This window comes from Rhodococcus sp. NPDC055024 (genome assembly GCF_053608585.1).
Genome location: NZ_JBSGVT010000017.1, coordinates 103,411 through 121,955, shown reverse-complemented (window position 1 = coordinate 121,955; position 18,545 = coordinate 103,411). Strand labels below are relative to the sequence as shown.

At 64.4% G+C, this 18,545-nt stretch carries 16 protein-coding genes; 10 read left to right on the top strand and 6 right to left on the bottom strand.

Annotated elements, in window-relative coordinates; translation table 11 throughout:
- Positions 1-46: 46 nt before the first annotated feature.
- On the bottom strand, positions 47-1,432 hold the full coding sequence (locus tag ACWF6P_RS27645) for a DUF349 domain-containing protein (protein WP_378533448.1): 1,386 nt from the start codon (positions 1,430-1,432) through the stop codon (positions 47-49).
- Positions 1,433-1,571: 139 nt separating this feature from the next.
- On the opposite strand from ACWF6P_RS27645, the gene ACWF6P_RS27640 reads away from it, so the two are divergent.
- From ACWF6P_RS27640 to ACWF6P_RS27610, 7 genes are all read left to right on the top strand, one after another.
- A complete protein-coding gene (locus ACWF6P_RS27640; RefSeq protein WP_452623183.1) occupies positions 1,572-2,318 on the top strand; it encodes a class III extradiol dioxygenase subunit B-like domain-containing protein in 747 nt (248 codons plus the stop codon).
- Positions 2,306-3,241 (top strand): tRNA (adenosine(37)-N6)-dimethylallyltransferase MiaA, encoded by a 936-nt coding sequence (gene miaA / locus ACWF6P_RS27635; protein ID WP_452623182.1) that lies wholly within the window; start codon positions 2,306-2,308, stop codon positions 3,239-3,241. The genes ACWF6P_RS27640 and miaA overlap by 13 nt, the downstream gene beginning before the upstream one ends.
- An 83-nt stretch (positions 3,242-3,324) precedes the next feature.
- Positions 3,325-3,996 (top strand): class F sortase, encoded by a 672-nt coding sequence (locus ACWF6P_RS27630; protein ID WP_378445783.1) that lies wholly within the window; start codon positions 3,325-3,327, stop codon positions 3,994-3,996.
- Positions 3,997-4,028: 32 nt separating this feature from the next.
- Positions 4,029-4,898 carry a diaminopimelate epimerase gene (dapF, locus tag ACWF6P_RS27625; protein WP_452623181.1) on the top strand — a complete coding sequence of 290 codons (870 nt, stop codon included), beginning with the start codon at positions 4,029-4,031 and terminating at the stop codon, positions 4,896-4,898.
- 75 nt (positions 4,899-4,973) lie between these two features.
- Positions 4,974-6,449 carry a GTPase HflX gene (hflX, locus tag ACWF6P_RS27620; RefSeq protein ID WP_378445785.1) on the top strand — a complete coding sequence of 492 codons (1,476 nt, stop codon included), beginning with the start codon at positions 4,974-4,976 and terminating at the stop codon, positions 6,447-6,449.
- Positions 6,442-7,449, top strand: coding sequence for a hypothetical protein (locus ACWF6P_RS27615; protein WP_452623180.1), 1,008 nt, complete (start codon positions 6,442-6,444; stop codon positions 7,447-7,449). Before hflX ends, ACWF6P_RS27615 begins: the two co-directional genes overlap by 8 nt.
- Before the next feature lie 55 nt (positions 7,450-7,504).
- On the top strand, positions 7,505-8,830 hold the full coding sequence (locus ACWF6P_RS27610) for an alpha/beta hydrolase (RefSeq protein ID WP_452623179.1): 1,326 nt from the start codon (positions 7,505-7,507) through the stop codon (positions 8,828-8,830).
- Between the two features lie 39 nt (positions 8,831-8,869).
- Here the strand turns inward: ACWF6P_RS27610 and ACWF6P_RS27605 are convergent, their stop codons facing one another.
- The 4 genes from ACWF6P_RS27605 to ACWF6P_RS27590 form a co-directional block, all read right to left on the bottom strand.
- Positions 8,870-9,127 carry an HPr family phosphocarrier protein gene (locus tag ACWF6P_RS27605; protein WP_003942144.1) on the bottom strand — a complete coding sequence of 86 codons (258 nt, stop codon included), beginning with the start codon at positions 9,125-9,127 and terminating at the stop codon, positions 8,870-8,872.
- Positions 9,128-9,224: 97 nt separating this feature from the next.
- A complete protein-coding gene (locus tag ACWF6P_RS27600) occupies positions 9,225-11,309 on the bottom strand; it encodes a PTS fructose transporter subunit IIABC (RefSeq protein ID WP_452623178.1) in 2,085 nt (694 codons plus the stop codon).
- An 18-nt stretch (positions 11,310-11,327) separates the two neighbouring features.
- Positions 11,328-12,323 (bottom strand): 1-phosphofructokinase family hexose kinase, encoded by a 996-nt coding sequence (locus ACWF6P_RS27595; RefSeq protein ID WP_452623177.1) that lies wholly within the window; start codon positions 12,321-12,323, stop codon positions 11,328-11,330.
- Complete coding sequence (locus ACWF6P_RS27590; RefSeq protein WP_317554800.1) at positions 12,320-13,087, bottom strand: DeoR/GlpR family DNA-binding transcription regulator; 768 nt, start codon at positions 13,085-13,087, stop codon at positions 12,320-12,322. The genes ACWF6P_RS27595 and ACWF6P_RS27590 overlap by 4 nt, the downstream gene beginning before the upstream one ends.
- Before the next feature lie 191 nt (positions 13,088-13,278).
- Here ACWF6P_RS27590 and ACWF6P_RS27585 point away from each other — a divergent pair, with 191 nt between their 5' ends.
- The 3 genes from ACWF6P_RS27585 to ACWF6P_RS27575 all read left to right on the top strand — a co-directional run bounded on the left by ACWF6P_RS27585 (position 13,279) and on the right by ACWF6P_RS27575 (position 17,637).
- Complete coding sequence (locus ACWF6P_RS27585) at positions 13,279-14,952, top strand: putative PEP-binding protein (RefSeq protein WP_452623176.1); 1,674 nt, start codon at positions 13,279-13,281, stop codon at positions 14,950-14,952.
- A gap of 75 nt (positions 14,953-15,027) precedes the next feature.
- Positions 15,028-16,308 carry a uracil-xanthine permease family protein gene (locus ACWF6P_RS27580; protein WP_378445791.1) on the top strand — a complete coding sequence of 427 codons (1,281 nt, stop codon included), beginning with the start codon at positions 15,028-15,030 and terminating at the stop codon, positions 16,306-16,308.
- A 186-nt stretch (positions 16,309-16,494) separates the two neighbouring features.
- Positions 16,495-17,637: an acyl-CoA dehydrogenase family protein gene (locus ACWF6P_RS27575; RefSeq protein WP_378445792.1), complete on the top strand. Its 1,143-nt coding sequence runs from the start codon at positions 16,495-16,497 to the stop codon at positions 17,635-17,637.
- Positions 17,638-17,762: 125 nt separating this feature from the next.
- On the opposite strand, the gene lexA is transcribed toward ACWF6P_RS27575, so the two are convergent.
- The gene (gene lexA, locus ACWF6P_RS27570) at positions 17,763-18,491 is read right to left on the bottom strand and encodes a transcriptional repressor LexA (protein ID WP_230817157.1); all 729 of its coding nucleotides are present in this window, start codon (positions 18,489-18,491) and stop codon (positions 17,763-17,765) included.
- Between the last annotated feature and the right edge of the window lie 54 nt (positions 18,492-18,545).

Genomic DNA, 18,545 nt, shown 5'->3' with positions numbered 1-18,545 from the left:
CCTTTCGGAGTCAGCCGGCGTTGTAGTCGTACTCGTTTGTCGTCTGCTACTCGCTGACAGCGCTCTCGGCTGCTTCGGCCCACTCGCGCCACTGCTTTGCCTGAGCTAGAGCCTTCTCGGCGTCCTTCGTCTTTCCGGCAGCCTGAGCCTTGGCGGCCTGCTCCTCGAACTGGCTCACCCGCTCCTTGAACTGCGCGACGCGGGCCAGCGCTTCCGGATCGGTACGACGCCACTCGGCGTCGACTGCGTCGCGCACCTTGGTTTCGATGGCCCGGAGCTTCGCTTCGAGTTCCTGCATTCGTTCGCGCGGCACCTTGCCGATCGCGTCCCACTTCTCCTGCAGGTCGCGAAGCGCTGCGCGAGCGTTCTCGAGTCCGTGTGCCGGATCGATGTTCGCGTTCGCAGCGAGCAACTCTTCCTTCGCGACTGCGTTCTGCTCGAATTCGGCGTCGCGCTCGGATGCGGCAGCGTTGCGGGCGGCGAAGAACACGTCCTGAGCGCCCTTGAAGCGCTTCCACAGGTTGTCGTCGGCCTCGCGCGGTGCACGGCCGGCAGCCTTCCACTCGCTGAGCAGATCGCGGAATTCTCCAGCGGTCTGTCCCCATTCGGTGGAGGTCGACAGCTTCTCGGCGCGCTCGACCAGTTCTTCCTTCGTAGAACGTGCGCTCGCACGATCGCGATCGAGTTCGGCGAAATGCGCTCCACGCCGTCGGTTGAAAGACTCGCGAGCCTTCGAGTACCGCTTCCACAGTGCGTCGTCGACCTTGCGGTCGATTCCGCGAATCGTCTTCCACTCGTCGAGAATCTCGCGCAGTCGATCACCCGCGGTCTTCCACTGGGTCGACTCCGAACCGATCTGTTCGGCCTCGACTGCGAGCGCCTCCTTGCGGGCGGTGCTCGCCGCGCGAGACTGTTCCTTCTCTTCCTTCGCGTGCGCCGCGGCCTCGTCGGATCCGGCGATGATCACGTCGAGTCGGCGGGCCAAAGCGTCGAGGTCACCGATCACGGCGGCGGTCGAGAGGGATTCGGACAGAGCGATGGCGGCAGCCTTGGTTTTCTTTGCGTCTCCGGCGCCCGACGTCAGTCGCGCCTCGAGCAGCGAGACCTCGGTCGCGAGATCGTCGTAGCGACGACCGAAATGGGCGAGGCCCTCGGTGGCGTCGCCGGCCTGCCACGAACCGATCTGACGTTCACCGTCAGCGGTCTTCACCCAGGCGGTGCCGTCTTCCTCGACGCGGCCGAATTTGCTCGGGTCGCTGGTTGGTGCAGCGGTGACGGCATGCGAGGCCGCCGGACCGGGGCGAGGTGCTCCGGGGCGGGGCGCACCGGGGCGTGGTCCACCAGGTTTGGGTGCTCCGGGTTTGGGAGCAGCCGGGCTCGGGCTGGCCGAACTGCTGTCGGCGCCGGTGGTGGGTTCACTGTTCTCGGTCATCGGTCCTCGTCTCTGCCGCGCGTCACGGCTGCCTGATCGCATTCCTGGTTCCATTGAACCCGGTACTCACGTTCTCCGACTATTGAATCAGGTAAGAGGGTGTGAGGTCGCCACCTCGGGGTCGACTAGCGTGGCAACTGTGTTGACTTCCGCTGTTCTCGTCCCCTCGGCGCCGTTGCTCGTGCCGGAATTGTCCGGTGATTCGGCCGAGTCCGCCCAGGTGCGCGCTGCGGCATCGGCCGCCGTGCGCCGGCTGTCTCACGAGGCAGTTCAATGGGTAGGCGTCGGTGTCGACTCCGAGAAAGCAGCTGACGAACTCTGGCGAACTGGCGTCGGACGTGGACAGATCGGGACTTTCGCCGGATTCGGTGCCGATGTCCGGACGTCTCTGGACGCAGATGCGGCAGGCGAACCGGTGCCATCACTCGAACTCTGCGCCCTCGTGGCCGGCTGGCTGCGTGCCCAGACGGACGTGGAGTCCACCGTCGACATGCACGTTGTCAGCCCGGAGGCGTCTGCGAGTGAGTGCCGTGAATTCGGGTATCAATTCCGCAAGCAACTCGACAGCGACGATCGACCGCAGGGACTTCTGATCGTGGCTGACGGTGCATCCACATTGACGGCAAAGGCTCCGGGAAGCTTCGACGAGCGTGCGGCGGGTGTGCAGTCGATCATCGACGATGCCCTGGCTGCCGGTGACCCGGAGGCACTTCTTGCTCTCGATCCGCAGCTTTGCCGCAGTGTCGGAGTTCAGGGGCGTGCGGCATGGCAGGTCCTGGCCGGTGTCTTCACGGACTCGCCCGGGTCAGCTCGTCCTCGTTCGACGGTGGATTACAGCGGTGCGCCGTTCGGTGTCGGCTACCACGTCGGGACGTGGCGGCCGTGAACGTCCCTGAAGAACTTCGCCCGATTGCAGTTGTCGGTCCGACGGCGTCGGGAAAGTCCGATCTCGCATTGGCGTTGGCCGAGGAATTCGGCGGCGAGATCATCAACATCGACGCGATGCAGCTCTATCGCGGTATGGATATCGGGACGGCGAAACTGACGCTCGCCGAGCGCCGTGGGATTCCTCATCACCTGCTCGACGTTCTCGACGTGACAGAGACCGCCACCGTCGCGCGTTATCAAAGCGACGCGATCGCGGTCGCCGAGAACCTGATCGCGGCAGGCAAGGTTCCGGTGATCGTCGGCGGCTCCATGATGTACGTCCAGTCTTTGCTCGACGAATGGTCTTTTCCGGCAACGGATCCCGACGTTCGTGCAAAGTGGGAAGCGGTGTTGGCCGAGGGTGGGGTCGATGCGGTGCACGCGGCCCTCGTTGCTGCCGATCCAGTCGCGGCGGCGTCGATACTGCCGACGGACGGTCGGCGGATGGTTCGGGCGCTCGAAGTCGTCGAACTGACAGGTCAGCCCTTCGCGGCCTCGGCGCCTCAGATCGGTGACCCTCGTTGGGGGACCCGCATTCTCGGCGTGGATCGTGACACCGAAGAACTCGACGCCCGGATTCGCTTGCGAACGGAGCTGATGTTCTCAGACGGACTTGTCGACGAGGTTTCCGCACTTGTCGAGCAAGGATTGCGTGAGGGCGTCACAGCGCCGCGAGCGATCGGCTACGCGCAGGTGCTCGCATATTTCGACGGCGAATACGATCTGGCCGAGGCGCGCGAACGGACGTTCATCGGGACGCGGCGCTACGTTCGCCGCCAACGATCGTGGTTCCGTCGTGACACCCGCGTGCAGTGGCTCGACGGTGCCGATCCGGAGCTGGCCAACTCCGCCTTCGCGGCCCTCGCAGATCGCGGTCTGTAACACGGTCGAGCCGATCAGCTATCTTACAGTTAGCTGTTCGCGATCGATCCGTTTCGCGATCGACGGAGTGAAGGGCAACGAACATGGCGCAGACCGGGACACACGCGCGTCCGACACGTCGACGCGCGGGCCGGTTGCCGCTGGTTCTTCTGCTCGTCACATTTCTTGCTGTCGGCGGGGTGTTGATCTACTTTGCGGTGAGTGCGGCCGGGAAACCCATCAGCGCGCCTGTTCCCGAAGCGCCGTTCGACGTAGGAGCCCCAACCGATCCGGGGGCAACGTGGGCGCCCGCACCCACAGATCTACCGCCGAACACCTTGGCGATTCCTGACCTGGATGTGCGTGCCGACATCGTGACCAGTGGGTTCGGTGCGAACCGCGGAATGATCCTTCCTCATCCTGACAAGGTCTCGCACTTCACCAACGGTGTGCAGTTCGGATCTTCGGAGGGTACGAATCTTGTTGCCGGTCACGTCGACGACGGTGATCGCACACACGGCGCTTTGTGGGCGCTGCACCAGATCGAACCGGGAACACCGATCTACGTGAGCGACGACGCCGGAACGATGTTCACCTATCACGCAGCGAGCCTGAAACTGTACGAAAAGGTGGCTTTGCCTGCGGAGTTCTTCTCCGAAACTGGTGCGCCCAGGCTGGTCCTCGTGACCTGCGGGGGCGAGACGGTGCCCGACCCCTCGTTGCCTTCCGGATTCACGTACGAACAGAACGTGGTGGTCACCGCGTTACCCGCGTAGGTCGGTCGGTACGTCCGGATAGGATGGCGACCATGGATTTCAGTAAGGGCCACGGCACGCAGAACGACTTCGTCGTTCTCCTTGACCTCGACGTTCGGATCGATCTCGAACCGGCGCGGGTTTCCGCGTTGTGTGATCGTCAGCGTGGTCTCGGCGCCGACGGCATCCTCCGCGTTGCACGGGCAGGCGCTCTGACGGACGCGGGCGTGCTCACCGCGCTTCCGGACGGCGTCGCTGCTGAAGACTGGTTCATGGATTACCGCAACGGCGACGGATCCACCGCGGAGATGTGCGGAAACGGCGTTCGCGTGTTTGCGCACTATCTCAAGGCCTCCGGCCTGGAGAGCAGGGACGAGTTCGTGGTCGGCAGCCGCGCGGGAGCGCGTCCGGTCGTGGTGCACAGCTACGACGCCACACGCGGCGACGTGACCGTGGCGATGGGCCCGATCAAGGACCTCGGCACCAGTTCGGCAACAATCGACGGCCGCGTCTTCTCCGGCGTCGGCATCGACGTCGGCAATCCGCATCTGGCGTGTGTCGACGAGCATGTGACGGCCGAGGTTTTGAGTGCACTCGATTTAACTGTCTCTCCGGGCTTCGACCCCGGGTTCTTCCCGCACGGGGTCAACATCGAGATCGTGACACCGATCCACGACGGTGGGGTCCACATGCGCGTTCACGAGCGCGGTGTGGGTGAGACTCGTTCCTGCGGAACCGGAACGGTCGCGGCTGCGGCTGCGGCGCTGAAGTACGACGGCCGCGAGGAGGGTTCGGTCCTGGTGCGCGTCCTCGGCGGCGAAGTGCAGGTCACCGTCGAAAGCGGCGAAGGGTCCTTGCGAGGGCCCTCGGTTCTGGTGGCGAGCGGAACGATCAGCGACGCCTGGTGGCAATCGCTTGTGTGATAACGCCCGCGTGAAATACGCCTGCAGGAAATACGGATGCATCGTGTCAGGGTTTCGTGGGACCATGGATCTTGTATGACGAACACACAGGAAAACGAAGAGTCCACCGCTCGCGAGCAGTCCGAGTACGCGCAGGCCGAATACACGGCAGCGTCCGCATCGGACAACCCGTCGACCGGTGAGATGCAACTCGCAGATCGCGGCGCCCTACGCCGCGTGGCCGGTCTGTCGACCGAGCTCGAGGACGTCACCGAAGTCGAGTACCGCCAGCTTCGACTCGAAAGAGTTGTCCTGGTCGGCGTCTGGACGCAGGGAACAGCCGAGCAGGCTCAGGCGAGCATGACCGAGTTGGCCGCACTTGCCGAGACGGCCGGTTCCGAGGTCCTCGAAGGACTGGTCCAGCGGCGCGACAAACCCGACGCCGCCACGTACATCGGTTCCGGCAAGGCGCAGGAACTGCGCGAAGTCGTGTTGGCGACCGGTGCCGACACCGTCGTCTGCGACGGTGAACTGACGCCGGCCCAGCTCACCGCACTGGAGAAGATCGTCAAGGTCAAGGTCATCGACCGGACGGCTTTGATTCTCGATATCTTCGCCCAACACGCCACCTCCCGTGAAGGTAAGGCTCAGGTCGCGTTTGCTCAGATGGAGTACATGCTCCCGCGTCTGCGTGGTTGGGGCGAGTCGATGTCTCGTCAGGCCGGTGGCCGCGCCGGAAGCAACGGCGGCGTGGGTCTACGTGGTCCGGGTGAAACCAAGATCGAGACGGACCGTCGCCGTATCCGCGAGCGCATGGCAAAACTGCGCCGCGAGATCAAGGGCATGAAGGCCGCTCGCGACACCAAGCGCACACGTCGACTGCAGAGCGACATCCCGTCGATCGCCATCGTCGGATACACGAATGCGGGCAAGTCGAGTCTGCTCAACTCGCTCACCGGATCCGGTGTGCTCGTGGAGAACGCGTTGTTCGCCACGTTGGACCCGACAACCCGACGCGCTGCGCTCGACGACGGCCGTGAGTACGTACTCACCGATACGGTCGGTTTTGTGCGGCACCTTCCGACTCAGTTGGTCGAGGCATTTCGCTCGACCCTCGAGGAAGTGACCGACGCGGATCTGCTGCTACACGTCGTCGACGGCTCGGATCCGTTGCCGACCGAGCAGATCAAGGCTGTGCGGGAAGTTGTGACCGACGTTCTGCGTGAGACGGATTCGAAGGCTCCGCCGGAGTTGATCGTGGTCAACAAGATCGACGCGGCAGATCCGGTTACCTTGACGCAACTGCGCGGTCTGCTGCCGGGCGCTGTGTTCGTCTCGGCGCGGACCGGCGAGGGAATCGCCGAACTGCGAGCACATCTCAGCGAGGTTCTGGTTCGGCCGGAGGTCGAGGTCGACGTGCTGGTGCCGTATACGCGCGGTGATCTGATGGCTCGAATCCACTCGGACGGAACGATCTTGGAATCGACTCACGAAGAGGCGGGGACGCGGGTGCACGCACGCGTGCCGCAGATGTTGGCCTCGGCTTTGGTGGAGTACGCACCTAGTGCGTAGTTTCGGCGCAGTGGTCTCGGCGCTTGCTGTGACCACTGCGACTGTGCTGCTTCCCGGAGCGCTTGCACAGGCGTCGTCGTTCGAACCGAGCGAGTTCGCCCCGCTCTGTACACCTACTGATCCTGCGCTCCAGGAGTTGTCGGGGATGGTCGTCGTCGACGATCGGATCTACGCGATGGGCGACGGCGGCAGTGACGACTACGTGTTCGAGATGGATCTGAACTGTGTTGTCCAGAAACAGATTCCGGTCCCGATCGATCCCTACGACGTCGAAGATCTTGCGGTCAGTGGTCGGACGCTCGTTCTGTCGGACACCGGAGACAACCTCCGAACCCGCGAAACAGTGGCGTTCATCACGATGGACCTCGATTCAGGCGACGGTACGTTGCACCGCCTGACGTACCCGGACGGTGCGCACGACACCGAGTCGATTCTGCTCGACCCCGACGGCCATGTCTTTGTCGTGACCAAGGAATTGTTCGGCGAAAGCAGTGTCTACACACCGGTCGGGGATCAGAAACTGAGTGACTTGGCGCAGCCCGGCCCGACGCCGCTCGAGCGCGTCGGAGCCGTGTCCCTCGGACCGGAGAAGCCCGTGTCGGTGATGTTCACCGGGGGAGCTGTCTCGTCGGACGGTTCGGCGATCGCACTGCGGAGTTACTCCGACCTGTACCTGTACGAAGTCGTGGACGGCGGAATCGGCGCGACGCTCACCGGTACCGAACCCCTGCGGATCCCGCTCCCGACGGAGCCTCAGGGGGAGGCGGTGGCATTCAACAACGCGGGCGATGTTCTGATCGGTTCGGAGTCTGCCGGTGGAGCGTTGCCGCCGGTGTACGTGATGCGCGCGCTCGTGGACGCGACAGAAGCGACGGCTGACTCGTCTGCCGGTTCGGTCGGTGTCGGGGTCGATCCGTGGACATTCGTGTGGGCTGGACTGGTCGCGGCAGGATGTGCGATCGGGGCCGTGGCGTTCGTGAGATTACGACGACGCCGCTGATTCCCGAAATTTCCACGAATTCGCAGACCGCCGGTAGATGTGGATACTGGAACGAATGCACGGGCATCAACTCCTGACGCGGCTCTCGCGTATGTCACTCGAGCACGGACACATCACCGCAGCGCTGCTCGTGGGTTCCGTCATCGTCGGCGTGGGCACGCTGCTTCTGCTTCGGTGGTTGCCGCGTAGGGCCGCGTTAGCCGCGCTGGGTCTGTCGGTGGGCGGGTCCGCCATCGGTGCGATATTGGTGTGGCTCAGCTTTCGGCCGTTGCCCGCGCAGTTACCGGCGTCGAGTTTTGTGTGGATAGCGCTGGCGATGTTCGGAGTCGTCGGCGCCGCACTCGTTCTCCTTCGGCGCCCAGGGCTTGCGCGTGGTCTTTCGGTGACGGCATTCGCCGGGCTGGCCGCGATCGTCGCGGTGGGTCAGGTCAATGCTCAGACCGGTACCTATCCCACACTCGGCTCACTGGTCGGGCACTGGCCGGTCGGCTCGGTCGAGAATGTTGCCTTCGATTCACTCCCCGGGGCCGAACCTCGAGTGCAGCGGGGACTGCCCACCGAAACTCATTGGCAGGTTCCGGTGCGGATGCCGAGCAACGGTGTCGTGACGGAGGCGGCGATTCCGGGAAACATCTCGGGATTCGACGCGAGGCCTGCGACGCTGTATCTCCCGCCGGCCTACCTTGCCGATCCGCGTGCCGAGTTGCCCGTCCTGGTGTTGGTGGCAGGTGAGCCCGGCAGCCCCAGCGACTGGCTCGACAGTGGCCGGCTCGCGACCACCGTCGACGCCTATTCGTCGAGGCATTCCGGGCTAGCTCCCGTGGTGGTGGTCCCTGACGCGTTGGGGGACTACGACGCCAACCCCGGCTGCATGGATTCTGCGCTCGGAAACGTCGCGACGTATCTGGACCAGGACGTCCCGAACTGGATCGAATCGAACCTTCAAGTGAATCCGGACGCAGCTCAATGGGCAATCGGCGGGTTTTCCTACGGTGGAACCTGCGCGATCGAGATGGCCGTGAACTTCCCGGACCGATACCCGTCGTTCCTGGACTTCTCCGGCCAAGACGAACCGTCGACCGGTGATCACGAGGACACCGTGGCGGCCATGTTCGACGGTGACGAAAGCGCGTTCGACGCGGTCAACGCCCGAGACCTGATGGCGCAGAATCGGTATCCGCAGTTGTCGGGTGTATTTGTCGCGGGTGAAGACGACGACATCTACCGTCCCCAGCAGGAGATCATGTACGAGGCTGCGCGGGGCGCCGACATGAACGTGGAGTACTACACCCTCCCCGGTGGACACTCGGGTGATGTGTGGGGCACTGCTCTGGAACTCGAAATGGACTGGTTGGGCCGGACACTCGTACTGACTCCGTGAGAGTGTCCGGCCCACTACACAGCACCGGCGGAAATCCGGTCAAGCGTCGAGATCAGCGGCTACCAGTTCGGCGACCTTGGCGAGCGCGTCGGCGTCGTCGGATTCGATCGTGACTTCGGTGTCCTTGGCGGCTCCGAGCGTCATGATCATCAGTGCCGAACCTGCATCCACGGGTTCGCCGTCGGCGACAGCGAGGGTGACCGTGGCGCCGGAGGCTCCGACTGCTTCGGCGATGAGGGCGGCGGGACGGGCGTGCAGGCCGACTGCGGAACCGACGGCAACTGTCTTGCTGGGCATGGGATCTCCTCGTTGTAGAGCTGTCGTTGCGGGCGTTTTGGGGTGTTCGGGCGGATCTGGTGACTACGGTGGTGACTGCAGTGTTGCCTGCTGTCGATCATGCCGCAGCGGGCACGATTTCGGGGTCGAGTTCGGCATCGGAGGGTCCCTTGCGGAAGAACTCCTTGGCTCCGACGACAGCGAGCGCAGCTACCACGGTTCCCGCGGCGAGCGAGACGAGGAACCAGCCGATGCCGCCGACTGCGAAGAAGACGAAGATCCCGCCGTGCGGAGCGCTGAGAGTGACGTCGAAAGCCATGATCAGTGCGCCGGTGACGGCGCCGCCCGCCATCATCGAGGGGATCACGCGAAGCGGGTCGGCAGCGGCGAACGGAATCGCGCCCTCGGAGATGAATGCTGAACCGAGCAACCAGGCAGCCTTACCGTTCTCACGTTCGGCTTCGCTGAAGAGCTTGGGACGCAACACTGTCGAGGCAAGTGCCATGGCGAGCGGCGGAACCATACCGGCGGCCATGACTGCCGCCATGATGCGCAAGGTGGCGGGGTCGTTGACGTTGAGTCCGGCGACGGCGAACGCGTAAGCCGCCTTGTTGACCGGTCCGCCGAGGTCGAAGCACATCATCAGGCCGAGAATGATGCCGAGGAAGATGGCCGAGCTGCCGGACAATCCGTTGAGCCAGTCGGTGAGACCGGAGGTGATCGCAGCGAGCGGACGACCGAGGACGATGAACATCAGCGCTCCGACGACCAGCGTCGCGAACAGCGGGATGATCACCACTGGCATCAGGCCTCGCAGCCACTGCGGGACGGCGATCCGGCCGATGTAGAGCGCGACGACACCGGCGATGAGACCACCGACCAGGCCGCCGATGAAGCCGGCACCGACGAACACGGCGACCGCGCCGGCGGTGAAGCCGGGAGCGATGCCCGGTCGGTCGGCGATGGCAAAGGCGATGTAGCCGGCCAACGCGGGTACCAGGAAGCTGAATGCCAACGAACCGATCTGGAACAGAACTGCGCCGAGATAGGTGGCCAGGCCACCGTCGGGAAGGTTGGTGATCGAGTTGTTGAGAACGATGTCCTTGGCAGGGCCGGAGATCTCGTATCCACCGAGCAGGAAGCCGAGTGCGATCAGCAGACCGCCGGCCGCGACGAACGGGATCATGTAGCTGACACCCGTCAGGAGGACCTGACGGAGGTGGGTGCCGAAGCCTACGGAACCGGCATCGGAATCCGCAGCCGCGGCGGCAGTGCCGTCCACGGTGGCGGCGGCGGGATTCTCGGAGGCGCGCAATGCTTCTGCAAGCATCTTGTCCGGCTCGTTGATCGCCCGTTTCACACCGGAAGCGACGACGGGTTTGCCGGCGAATCGTTCGCGGCCCTTCACCCCGACGTCGGTGGCGAAGATGACAGCGGCGGCTCCGGCGATGACCGACGGGTCCAGCGGGGTGCTTCCGCTCGAGCCCTGCGTTTCGACGTGAACCTTGACGCCGGCGCGTTCACCCGCGGCGACGAGTGAGTCCGCCGCCATGTACGTGTGAGCGATTCCGGTCGGGCAGGCGGTGACCGCGACGATGTGACGCTCCGCGGGTGCTGGTGCCGGGGTCTCGTCGGTGGCGTGTTTCCCGGTGGAAACAGGTGCCGGGGGCGTCACTGCTGCGGTCTTCGGGGCGGAATCCTTCTGTGCGGGATCCTTCGGTGCGGGATTGAGGACCTCGTCGACCAAGCGCACGATCTCGTCCGGCGTCGATGCTTCACGAAGTGACGTGACGAACGCGGGCCGAACGAGTGCTCGGGCCAAGGAGGAGAGCAGCTTCATGTGCTCGGCTCCGGCGCCTTCAGGTGCCGCGATCAGGAAGACCAGATCGGCGGGGCCGTCGGGTGCACCGAAATCGACCTTCGGATCGAGTCGAGCAAACCCCAGGGACGCGGACGAGACGGCCTCGGCGCGGCAGTGAGGAATTGCGATTCCGCCGGGCAGTCCGGTCGCGGACTGCGCTTCGCGAGCGAGTGCTGCATCGACCAGTCCCGCGGCGTCGCTCGCCCGACCCGCAGCAGTCAATCGCGCTGCGAGAGAACGAATGACATCTTCCTTGGTCGAGCCCAGGTCGGTGTCGAGTGAGATCAGTTCGGGACTGATGATCTCCGGGCCGGAACTGCCGGCTGCGGTGGTATCGGACATGTCAGGTTCCTTAGGGCGTCAGGCGAGTTCGGTGGGGACGGGGAGGGGAGAGGCGGCATCTGCTGCAGATACCGAAACCGCTGCCAGATCGATCTGTTCGGGCGTGGGAAGGGTTGTGCCGGGAAGGGAGGCAGCGGCGCTTCCGTAGGCGACCGCGTGACGTAGCCGCTCGGATTCCGAGCCGCCTCCCGCTTCGGCGAGGATGTAGCCGGCCAGCGACGAATCGCCTGCACCGACGGTACTGACTGCGACAATCGGGGGAGCAGTGGCGATCCACGCGCCGTCGGCCGTGACGAGGACCGCACCGGCTGCGCCGAGCGTGGCGAGCACACTGCCGACGCCGCGATCGACCAATCGCTGTGCTGCCGTGATTGCAGGCCCGGGATCACCGTTCTCTGCAGCACGTTCGAGGACGTGGCCGTCGACGCCGGTCAGTTGAGCGAGTTCCTCGCCGTTGGGTTTGAGCAGGTCAGGTGCCGAGCCGGGGAAGCCTTCGGCGAGCGCCGTCAGTGGGGCGTCCGAGGTGTCGACCGCTACCTTGCACGGGTGATCGCGCAGCGCCGCGACAAGTTCGCCGTACCAACCGAGAGGAACGCCGGGGGGCAGCGATCCGGACAGCGCGAACCACAGCGCGGTATCGGCGCGGGCGATCAACTCCTGCGCCAGGGCGTCGAGCGTCGAACCGGACAGTGTTGCGCCGGGCTCGTTGATCTTCGTCGTGGTTCCGTCTGGTTCCGCGATGGTGATGTTGGTGCGAGCCAGACCCGTTGTGGCGACGCCGATGTGGGGAATCCCACCGACGGCGAGCGCCGAGAGTAATGGGTCGCCGCCGTTCCCCGGCAGGACCGCGAGGACGTCGAGGTCGGCTGCGGCGAGAACACGCGCGACGTTGACGCCCTTCCCGCCTGGGTCGCTGCGAGTGGAGTGGGCGCGTAGGACGGAGCCTCGTTCGAGCCGTTGCTCGAGTTGCACGGTCCGATCGATACTCGGGTTGGCTGTCAGTGTGACGATCATGCGATCACCACCTCGATTCCGTGGTCGTGGAACTCGGATGTGTCTGTGGGACTGATGTCTTCGTCGGTGATGAGGACGTCGATGCTGTCGAGTGGGGCGAAGCTGATCAAGTGTTCGCGGCCTACTTTGGTGGAGTCGGCCACGACTACAACATGATTGGCGGCTTTGACCATCGCTCGTTTGACCGCAGCCTCCTCGCTGTCCGGGGTGGAGAGTCCGTGACCGACGCTGATCGCGTTGGTTCCGATGAAGGCGACGTCGACTCGCAACGTGCTCAGCAGGCGTAGGGCGTCCTCGCCGACCGCGGCTTGCGTCACCCCGCGTACTCGTCCGCCGAGCAGGATCAGGGAAATCGAGTTCATCGACGCCAGGCGTGCGCCGATCGGGACGGAATTGGTGACGGCTGTGAAGTCGTTCTCGGTCGGCAGTTCGGGGATCATGCGGCCAGTGGTCGTGCCCGCGTCGAAGATCACGCTGCCGCCGGTAGGGGGAAGGTAGGTGACCGCGCAGCGGGCGATCCGGTCTTTCTGTTGCGCGCGGGTCTGATCGCGTTCCGCCATGCCCGGTTCGGTGACGTGGAGGGATCCGGTCGGAACGGCGCCGCCGTGTACACGCCTGATCTGCCCGATCCGTTCGAGGAAGGCGAGATCGCGACGCACGGTCTCGGTGGTCACACCGAAGGTCTCCGACAGAGCCGCCACGGACATGCGTCCGCGCTGCGACACCATGGTGCCGATCGCTTGTTGGCGTTCTTCCGCGTACACGTTCACTCCGATTCCGAAATGTGATCCGACGGTGCGGTGTGGATCACAACGAATGTTGCTTTATGTTGTTTTACGCCCGAGTGTGTTGACATGTCAAGAGTTGGGAGTAATCTTCGTCACAACGAAGGTGTGGGCTTTACGCGCTCGAGGTGCTCCGGTGTGACACCGGGCCCATCGCTCAAGGAGGACAGATGACCGAACAGCTCAATCGCATCACCGTGCACGGCACTCCCGTCGTGCCCGGAATTGCCTACGGCCCGGCTATCTGGCCGTCCAGCCGACCAGAACTCGTCACCGATGCGCCGGCCCTCGACGAGGCTGATCGCGAGACCGCCGCAGACGCCTTCGTCGCAGCGGCGAAGACTGTCGAGAACCGCCTTCTCGGACGGGCAGCCGAAGCCACGGGCGCAGCCGCAGAGGTCTTGCAGGCCAACGCGGCCATGGCAGCCGATCGAGGCTGGATCGGAGCGGCCAAGAAGTCGATCGCGGGCGGAGTTCCTCCGGTCCAGGCGGCGATCGCGGCGACGGAGCAATTCGTGGTGTTGTTCACCAAGGTCGGCGGTTTGATGGCGGAGCGCGTCACCGACCTCGAGGACATCCGCGACCGCGTGATCGCAGAACTCTCCGGATTGCCCGAACCCGGAGTTCCGATGCCCGAGATGCCGTCGGTGCTGTGCGCGGACGATCTTGCTCCCGCCGATACCGCCGGCCTCGATGCAACCAAGATCATCGGACTCGTGACCATCTACGGCGGCCCGACCAGCCACACGGCAATCATCGCGCGGCAGTTGGGCATCCCGTGCATCGTGGCCGCGAAGGAATTGGAATCCGTACCGGCAGGAACACCGATTCTGATCGACGGAACCACCGGCGACGTGATCGCGGAGCCGGATCCCGAGCAGGCGCGCGAACTGGTCGAGCAATCCCGAATCGATCGCGAACGCGTCAGCACGTGGACCGGACCCGGCCGGACGTCGGACGGCCGGCCGGTAGACGTCCTCGCCAATGTCCAAGACGGCGCCGGCGCTCGGGCCGCGGCGTTGACCGCAGCGGGAGGCATCGGGCTCTTCCGGACCGAACTCTGTTTCCTCGGCCGTGAGACCGAACCGACCGTTGACGAGCAAGCGGCAATCTACGCCGAGGTTCTCGAGGCCTTCGCGGGCAAGAAGGTCATTATTCGCACGTTGGACGCGGGTTCGGACAAGCCACTCAAATTCGCCAACCACCAAGAGGAAGCGAATCCGGCACTCGGCGTTCGTGGGGTCCGAATCGCCTGGCAGGACATCGGGATTCTCGACCGCCAGCTCGACGCGATCGCCGCAGCCGCGGCGTCGACGAACTCTTCGCCGTGGGTCATGGCGCCGATGATCGCCACCCCGGCTGAAGCACAACGCTTTGCCGACGCGGTGCGGGCGCGCGATCTTGTTCCCGGAGTGATGGTGGAGATCCCGGCGGCGGCGCTGCTGGCCGACCAGATCCTCGAACACGTCGAGTTCCTCTCGATCGGTACCAACGACCTCGCTCAGTACACGATGGCCGCTGATCGAATGTCCTCCGAACTCGCCGACCTGACCGACCCGTGGCAGCCCGCCGTGCTCGCCCTGGTGGCACGTACGGCCCAGGCTGGTCAGGCGGCAGGCAAGCGCGTCGGGGTCTGCGGTGAGGCGGCTGCCGATCCGCTGTTGGCATGCGTACTTGCCGGTCTCGGTGTTTCGTCACTGTCGTGTGCTGCGGCGTCGGTTGCCGGGGTGGGAGCGAAGGTCGGGTCCGTCACCATGGCGCAATGTGAGGCGGCTGCGGCGGCGGTGCTGGCGACCGGTGATCCGGTGGCGGCACGCAAAGCGGCGGCTGACGCAATCAGCTGAAGCGGTTTCGTCGGTCTCGGTCGGCGAGCGAGTGCCTGACCTCTAGTATTTCGACCTGTGATCGAACGAGAAACAATGACCGGGGCCGGCGGAATCGGCTGGACTGTCCATGGAGACGGCAAGCGGATCGCCGACGGCGCCGTCGTCGCGCCGGATGAACGACTGAGTTGGCCGCGCACCATCGGGATCGGGATGCAGCACGTCATCGCGATGTTCGGAGCGACACTGCTCGTTCCGACCATCACGGGCTTCCCCGTCACCACGACGCTGTTGTTCTCGGGTATCGGCACCGCGCTGTTCCTACTCATCACCCGGGGCCGGATCCCCAGCTACCTCGGTTCGTCGTTCGCGTTCATCGCCCCACTGACAGCGTCGGCAGGATCGGGGCCGGCGGCACAGCTCGGCGCCGTCATGGCTGTCGGCATCGTGTTGATGTTGATCGGCGTCGCCGTACGTCTGATCGGCGGTCGGGTCATCGACGCGGTCATGCCGCCGGTGGTGACGGGTGCCGTCGTCGCGCTGATCGGTCTCAACCTCGCTCCGACCGCGGCCGGTTCCTTCGAGTCGCAGCCGTTGATCGCCACGGTGACGCTCTTTGCGATCCTGCTCGTCACGGTCGTGGGGCCCGGTCTGCTCGGCCGGTTGGGCATTTTGGTCGGCGTAGTGATCGGCTGGGTCTTCGCCGCGGTCGTCGGCGGACTCGACAGTGAACGAGTGTCGGCTCTGCGTGATGCGGACTGGTTCGGGCTGCCGAGTCTGCACGGTCCGTCGTTCGACTGGTCGGTGATCGTGCTCGCGCTGCCCGTGGTGATCGTTTTGGTCGCCGAAAACGTCGGACACGTCAAGGCGGTGTCCGCCATGACAGGTAAGTCGCTCGACGACCTGGCCGGCAACGCACTCTTCGCAGACGGCCTCGCCACTACCTTGGCAGGTGCCGGTGGTGGCTCCGGAACCACCACGTATGCCGAGAACATCGGCGTGATGGCAGCGACGCGGGTGTACTCGACCGCTGCGTACTGGGTAGCCGCCGCCACCGCTGTGATCCTGGCATTCTCGCCCAAGTTCGGTGCGCTGGTCTTCACGGTTCCGAACGGGGTCATCGGCGGCGCGACGATGGTTCTCTACGGCCTCATCGGCATTCTCGGTGTGCGTATCTGGATGGACGCGAAGGTCGACTTCACCGATCCGGTCAACCTGACGGTCGCCGCGGCTGCGCTGGTCGCCGGCATCGGGAACTTGACGTTGACCATTGGTTCGGTCGAGCTGGGCGGCATCGCCTGGGGGTCGATCGGCATCCTTGTCGCGTACCCGATCATGCGGTATCTCGCCAAATTCCGTACTTCGAGTAACAGATAACCGCTACAGTCACGAATCGTGATCGTTCGGGTCATCGACGGGTATCGCAACAGGTTCTACCGTCGGAAGCAGTGACGTGGGCCCGCGAACTTCGGCGTGCCCGGTCTCAGCGAAAACATCCCGAGCGGGTACATCCCCAGCGGGTACAACACTGAAGTGCCGTTTATCGAATTGCAAGGAGTCGGCGTGGAGCGCACCCTGTTCGAACCGGAACATGATCTCTTCCGGGAGTCGTATCAGAAGTTCTTGGCACAGCACGTTGCGCCGAACCACGAGAAGTGGGAAGAACAGAACATCGTCGATCGTGACGTCTGGGTAGAGGCCGGAAAGCAGGGCTTCCTGGGAACCGCGGTACCCGAGGAATTCGGCGGCGGCGGCGTCAAGGACTTCCGCTACAACGCGATCATCACCGAGGAAACCACCAAGGGTGGCTTCAGTGGTATCGGCTTCACACTGCACAACGACGTGGTGGCGCCCTACCTCCTCGAACTGACCAATGACGAGCAGAAGCAGCGTTGGCTGCCCGGATTTGCATCGGGCGAGCTGATTTCCGCGATCGCGATGACCGAACCGGGTACCGGTAGCGACCTGCAGGGCATCAAGACCAAAGCGGTTCGCGACGGGGACCACTGGGTTCTCAACGGCTCGAAGACCTTCATCACCAACGGCATCAACGCCGACATCATCATCGTCGTCGCCTGTACCGACCCGGACAAGGGAGCGCAGGGCTTCAGCCTGCTCGTCGTCGAGCGGGACATGCCGGGCTTCGAGCGTGGACGCAACCTCGACAAGATCGGCATGAAGGCTCAGGACACTGCCGAACTCAGCTTCACCGACGTCCGCGTTCCTGCCGCCAACTTGCTGGGCGAAGAGGGAATGGGCTTCTTCTACTTGATGAAGAACCTTCCCCAGGAACGACTCTCGATCGCAGTTGTTGCCGCTGCCGCAATGGAATCGGTTCTCGAGAGCACGATCCAGTACTGCCGGGACCGCAAGGCATTCGGCAAGTCGATCGGCAGCTTCCAGAACACCCGATTCGTACTGGCCGAACTGGCAACGGAGACCACCGCGGTACGCATCCTGGTGGACAAGTTCATCGAGCAGCTCAACGCCGAGAAGCTGACCGTGCAGGAAGCTGCGATGGCGAAGTGGTGGACCACCGAAGCTCAGGTCAAGCTGATCGACCGCTGCCTCCAGCTGCACGGAGGCTACGGCTACATGAAGGAATACCCGGTTGCCAAGGCGTACATGGACTCTCGTGTGCAGACCATCTACGGTGGCACGACCGAGATCATGAAGGAGATCATCGGGCGTTCGCTGAATCTCTGATTCGGGTGAAGCACCGCTGATCTCTGTGAAGCGCTGATCGACGAAAAGACTGTGGGCCCCGGCATCAGCCGGGGCCCACAGTCTTGTGCTCGTGTGGTGCTTGTGTTCGTGTGGTGCGAGCGAACTCAGATCTTCCGCATGACGGTGACAACCTTGCCCAGGATGACGGCGTTGTTGCCGGGAATCGGTTCGAAGAGTTCGTTGTGCGGCATCAGCCACACCTCCTTCTTCGTGCGCTTGAACGTCTTGACGGTGGCTTCACCGTCGATCATGGCGGCCACGATGTCACCGTTCTCTGCGACGTTCTGCTGGCGGACGACAACCCAGTCGCCATCGCAGATCGCTGCATCGATCATCGACTCGCCGACGACCTTGAGCATGAAAAGCGAACCCTGGCCGACGAGCTCGCGGGGGAGTGGGAACACGTCCTCCACCGCTTCCTCGGCGAGGATCGGTCCGCCGGCGGCGATGCGGCCCAGGATGGGGACGAACGCCGGCTCGGGTAGCGGGTCGGCGCTGTTGTACTCGCCGGAATGCTTCGACACCGACGCAATGGCGGTATCGGCGGCAACCTCGTCGAGACCCCGAACATCGACAGCGCGAGGCCGATTGGGATCGCGCCGAAGGAAGCCCTTGCGTTCCAACGTCCGCAGCTGATGTGCGACCGACGAGGTGGAGGTGAGCCCCACTGCATCACCGATCTCGCGAATGCTGGGCGGGTAACCGCGCTCGGTCACGGAATCGCGGATCACTTCGAGAACGCGCCGCTGGCGCTCGGTGAGGGTCTCGCTCGACGGAGACGGAACTGCAGAAGCTCCTGCCTCCGCGGCACTGCTGGAGCGATCGTCCTTCATGGCCTGTTGCCTCCGTGTCTAGAGAAAGTGCGTGTCTGAAGAAGTGTGTGTCTG

Bases quoted from the DNA above. Each gene is read 5' to 3' on its own strand.
- lexA (WP_230817157.1), bottom strand. From the start codon at position 18,491: ATGAAGGACGATCGCTCCAGCAGTGCCGCGGAGGCAGGAGCTTCTGCA.
- dapF (WP_452623181.1), top strand. From the start codon at position 4,029: ATGGATTTCAGTAAGGGCCACGGCACGCAGAACGACTTCGTCGTTCTC.
- ACWF6P_RS27610 (WP_452623179.1), top strand. From the start codon at position 7,505: ATGCACGGGCATCAACTCCTGACGCGGCTCTCGCGTATGTCACTCGAG.
- ACWF6P_RS27580 (WP_378445791.1), top strand. From the start codon at position 15,028: ATGACCGGGGCCGGCGGAATCGGCTGGACTGTCCATGGAGACGGCAAG.
- hflX (WP_378445785.1), top strand. From the start codon at position 4,974: ATGACGAACACACAGGAAAACGAAGAGTCCACCGCTCGCGAGCAGTCC.
- ACWF6P_RS27585 (WP_452623176.1), top strand. From the start codon at position 13,279: ATGACCGAACAGCTCAATCGCATCACCGTGCACGGCACTCCCGTCGTG.
- ACWF6P_RS27600 (WP_452623178.1), bottom strand. From the start codon at position 11,309: ATGTCCGATACCACCGCAGCCGGCAGTTCCGGCCCGGAGATCATCAGT.
- ACWF6P_RS27645 (WP_378533448.1), bottom strand. From the start codon at position 1,432: ATGACCGAGAACAGTGAACCCACCACCGGCGCCGACAGCAGTTCGGCC.
- ACWF6P_RS27605 (WP_003942144.1), bottom strand. From the start codon at position 9,127: ATGCCCAGCAAGACAGTTGCCGTCGGTTCCGCAGTCGGCCTGCACGCC.
- ACWF6P_RS27595 (WP_452623177.1), bottom strand. From the start codon at position 12,323: ATGATCGTCACACTGACAGCCAACCCGAGTATCGATCGGACCGTGCAA.
- ACWF6P_RS27630 (WP_378445783.1), top strand. From the start codon at position 3,325: ATGGCGCAGACCGGGACACACGCGCGTCCGACACGTCGACGCGCGGGC.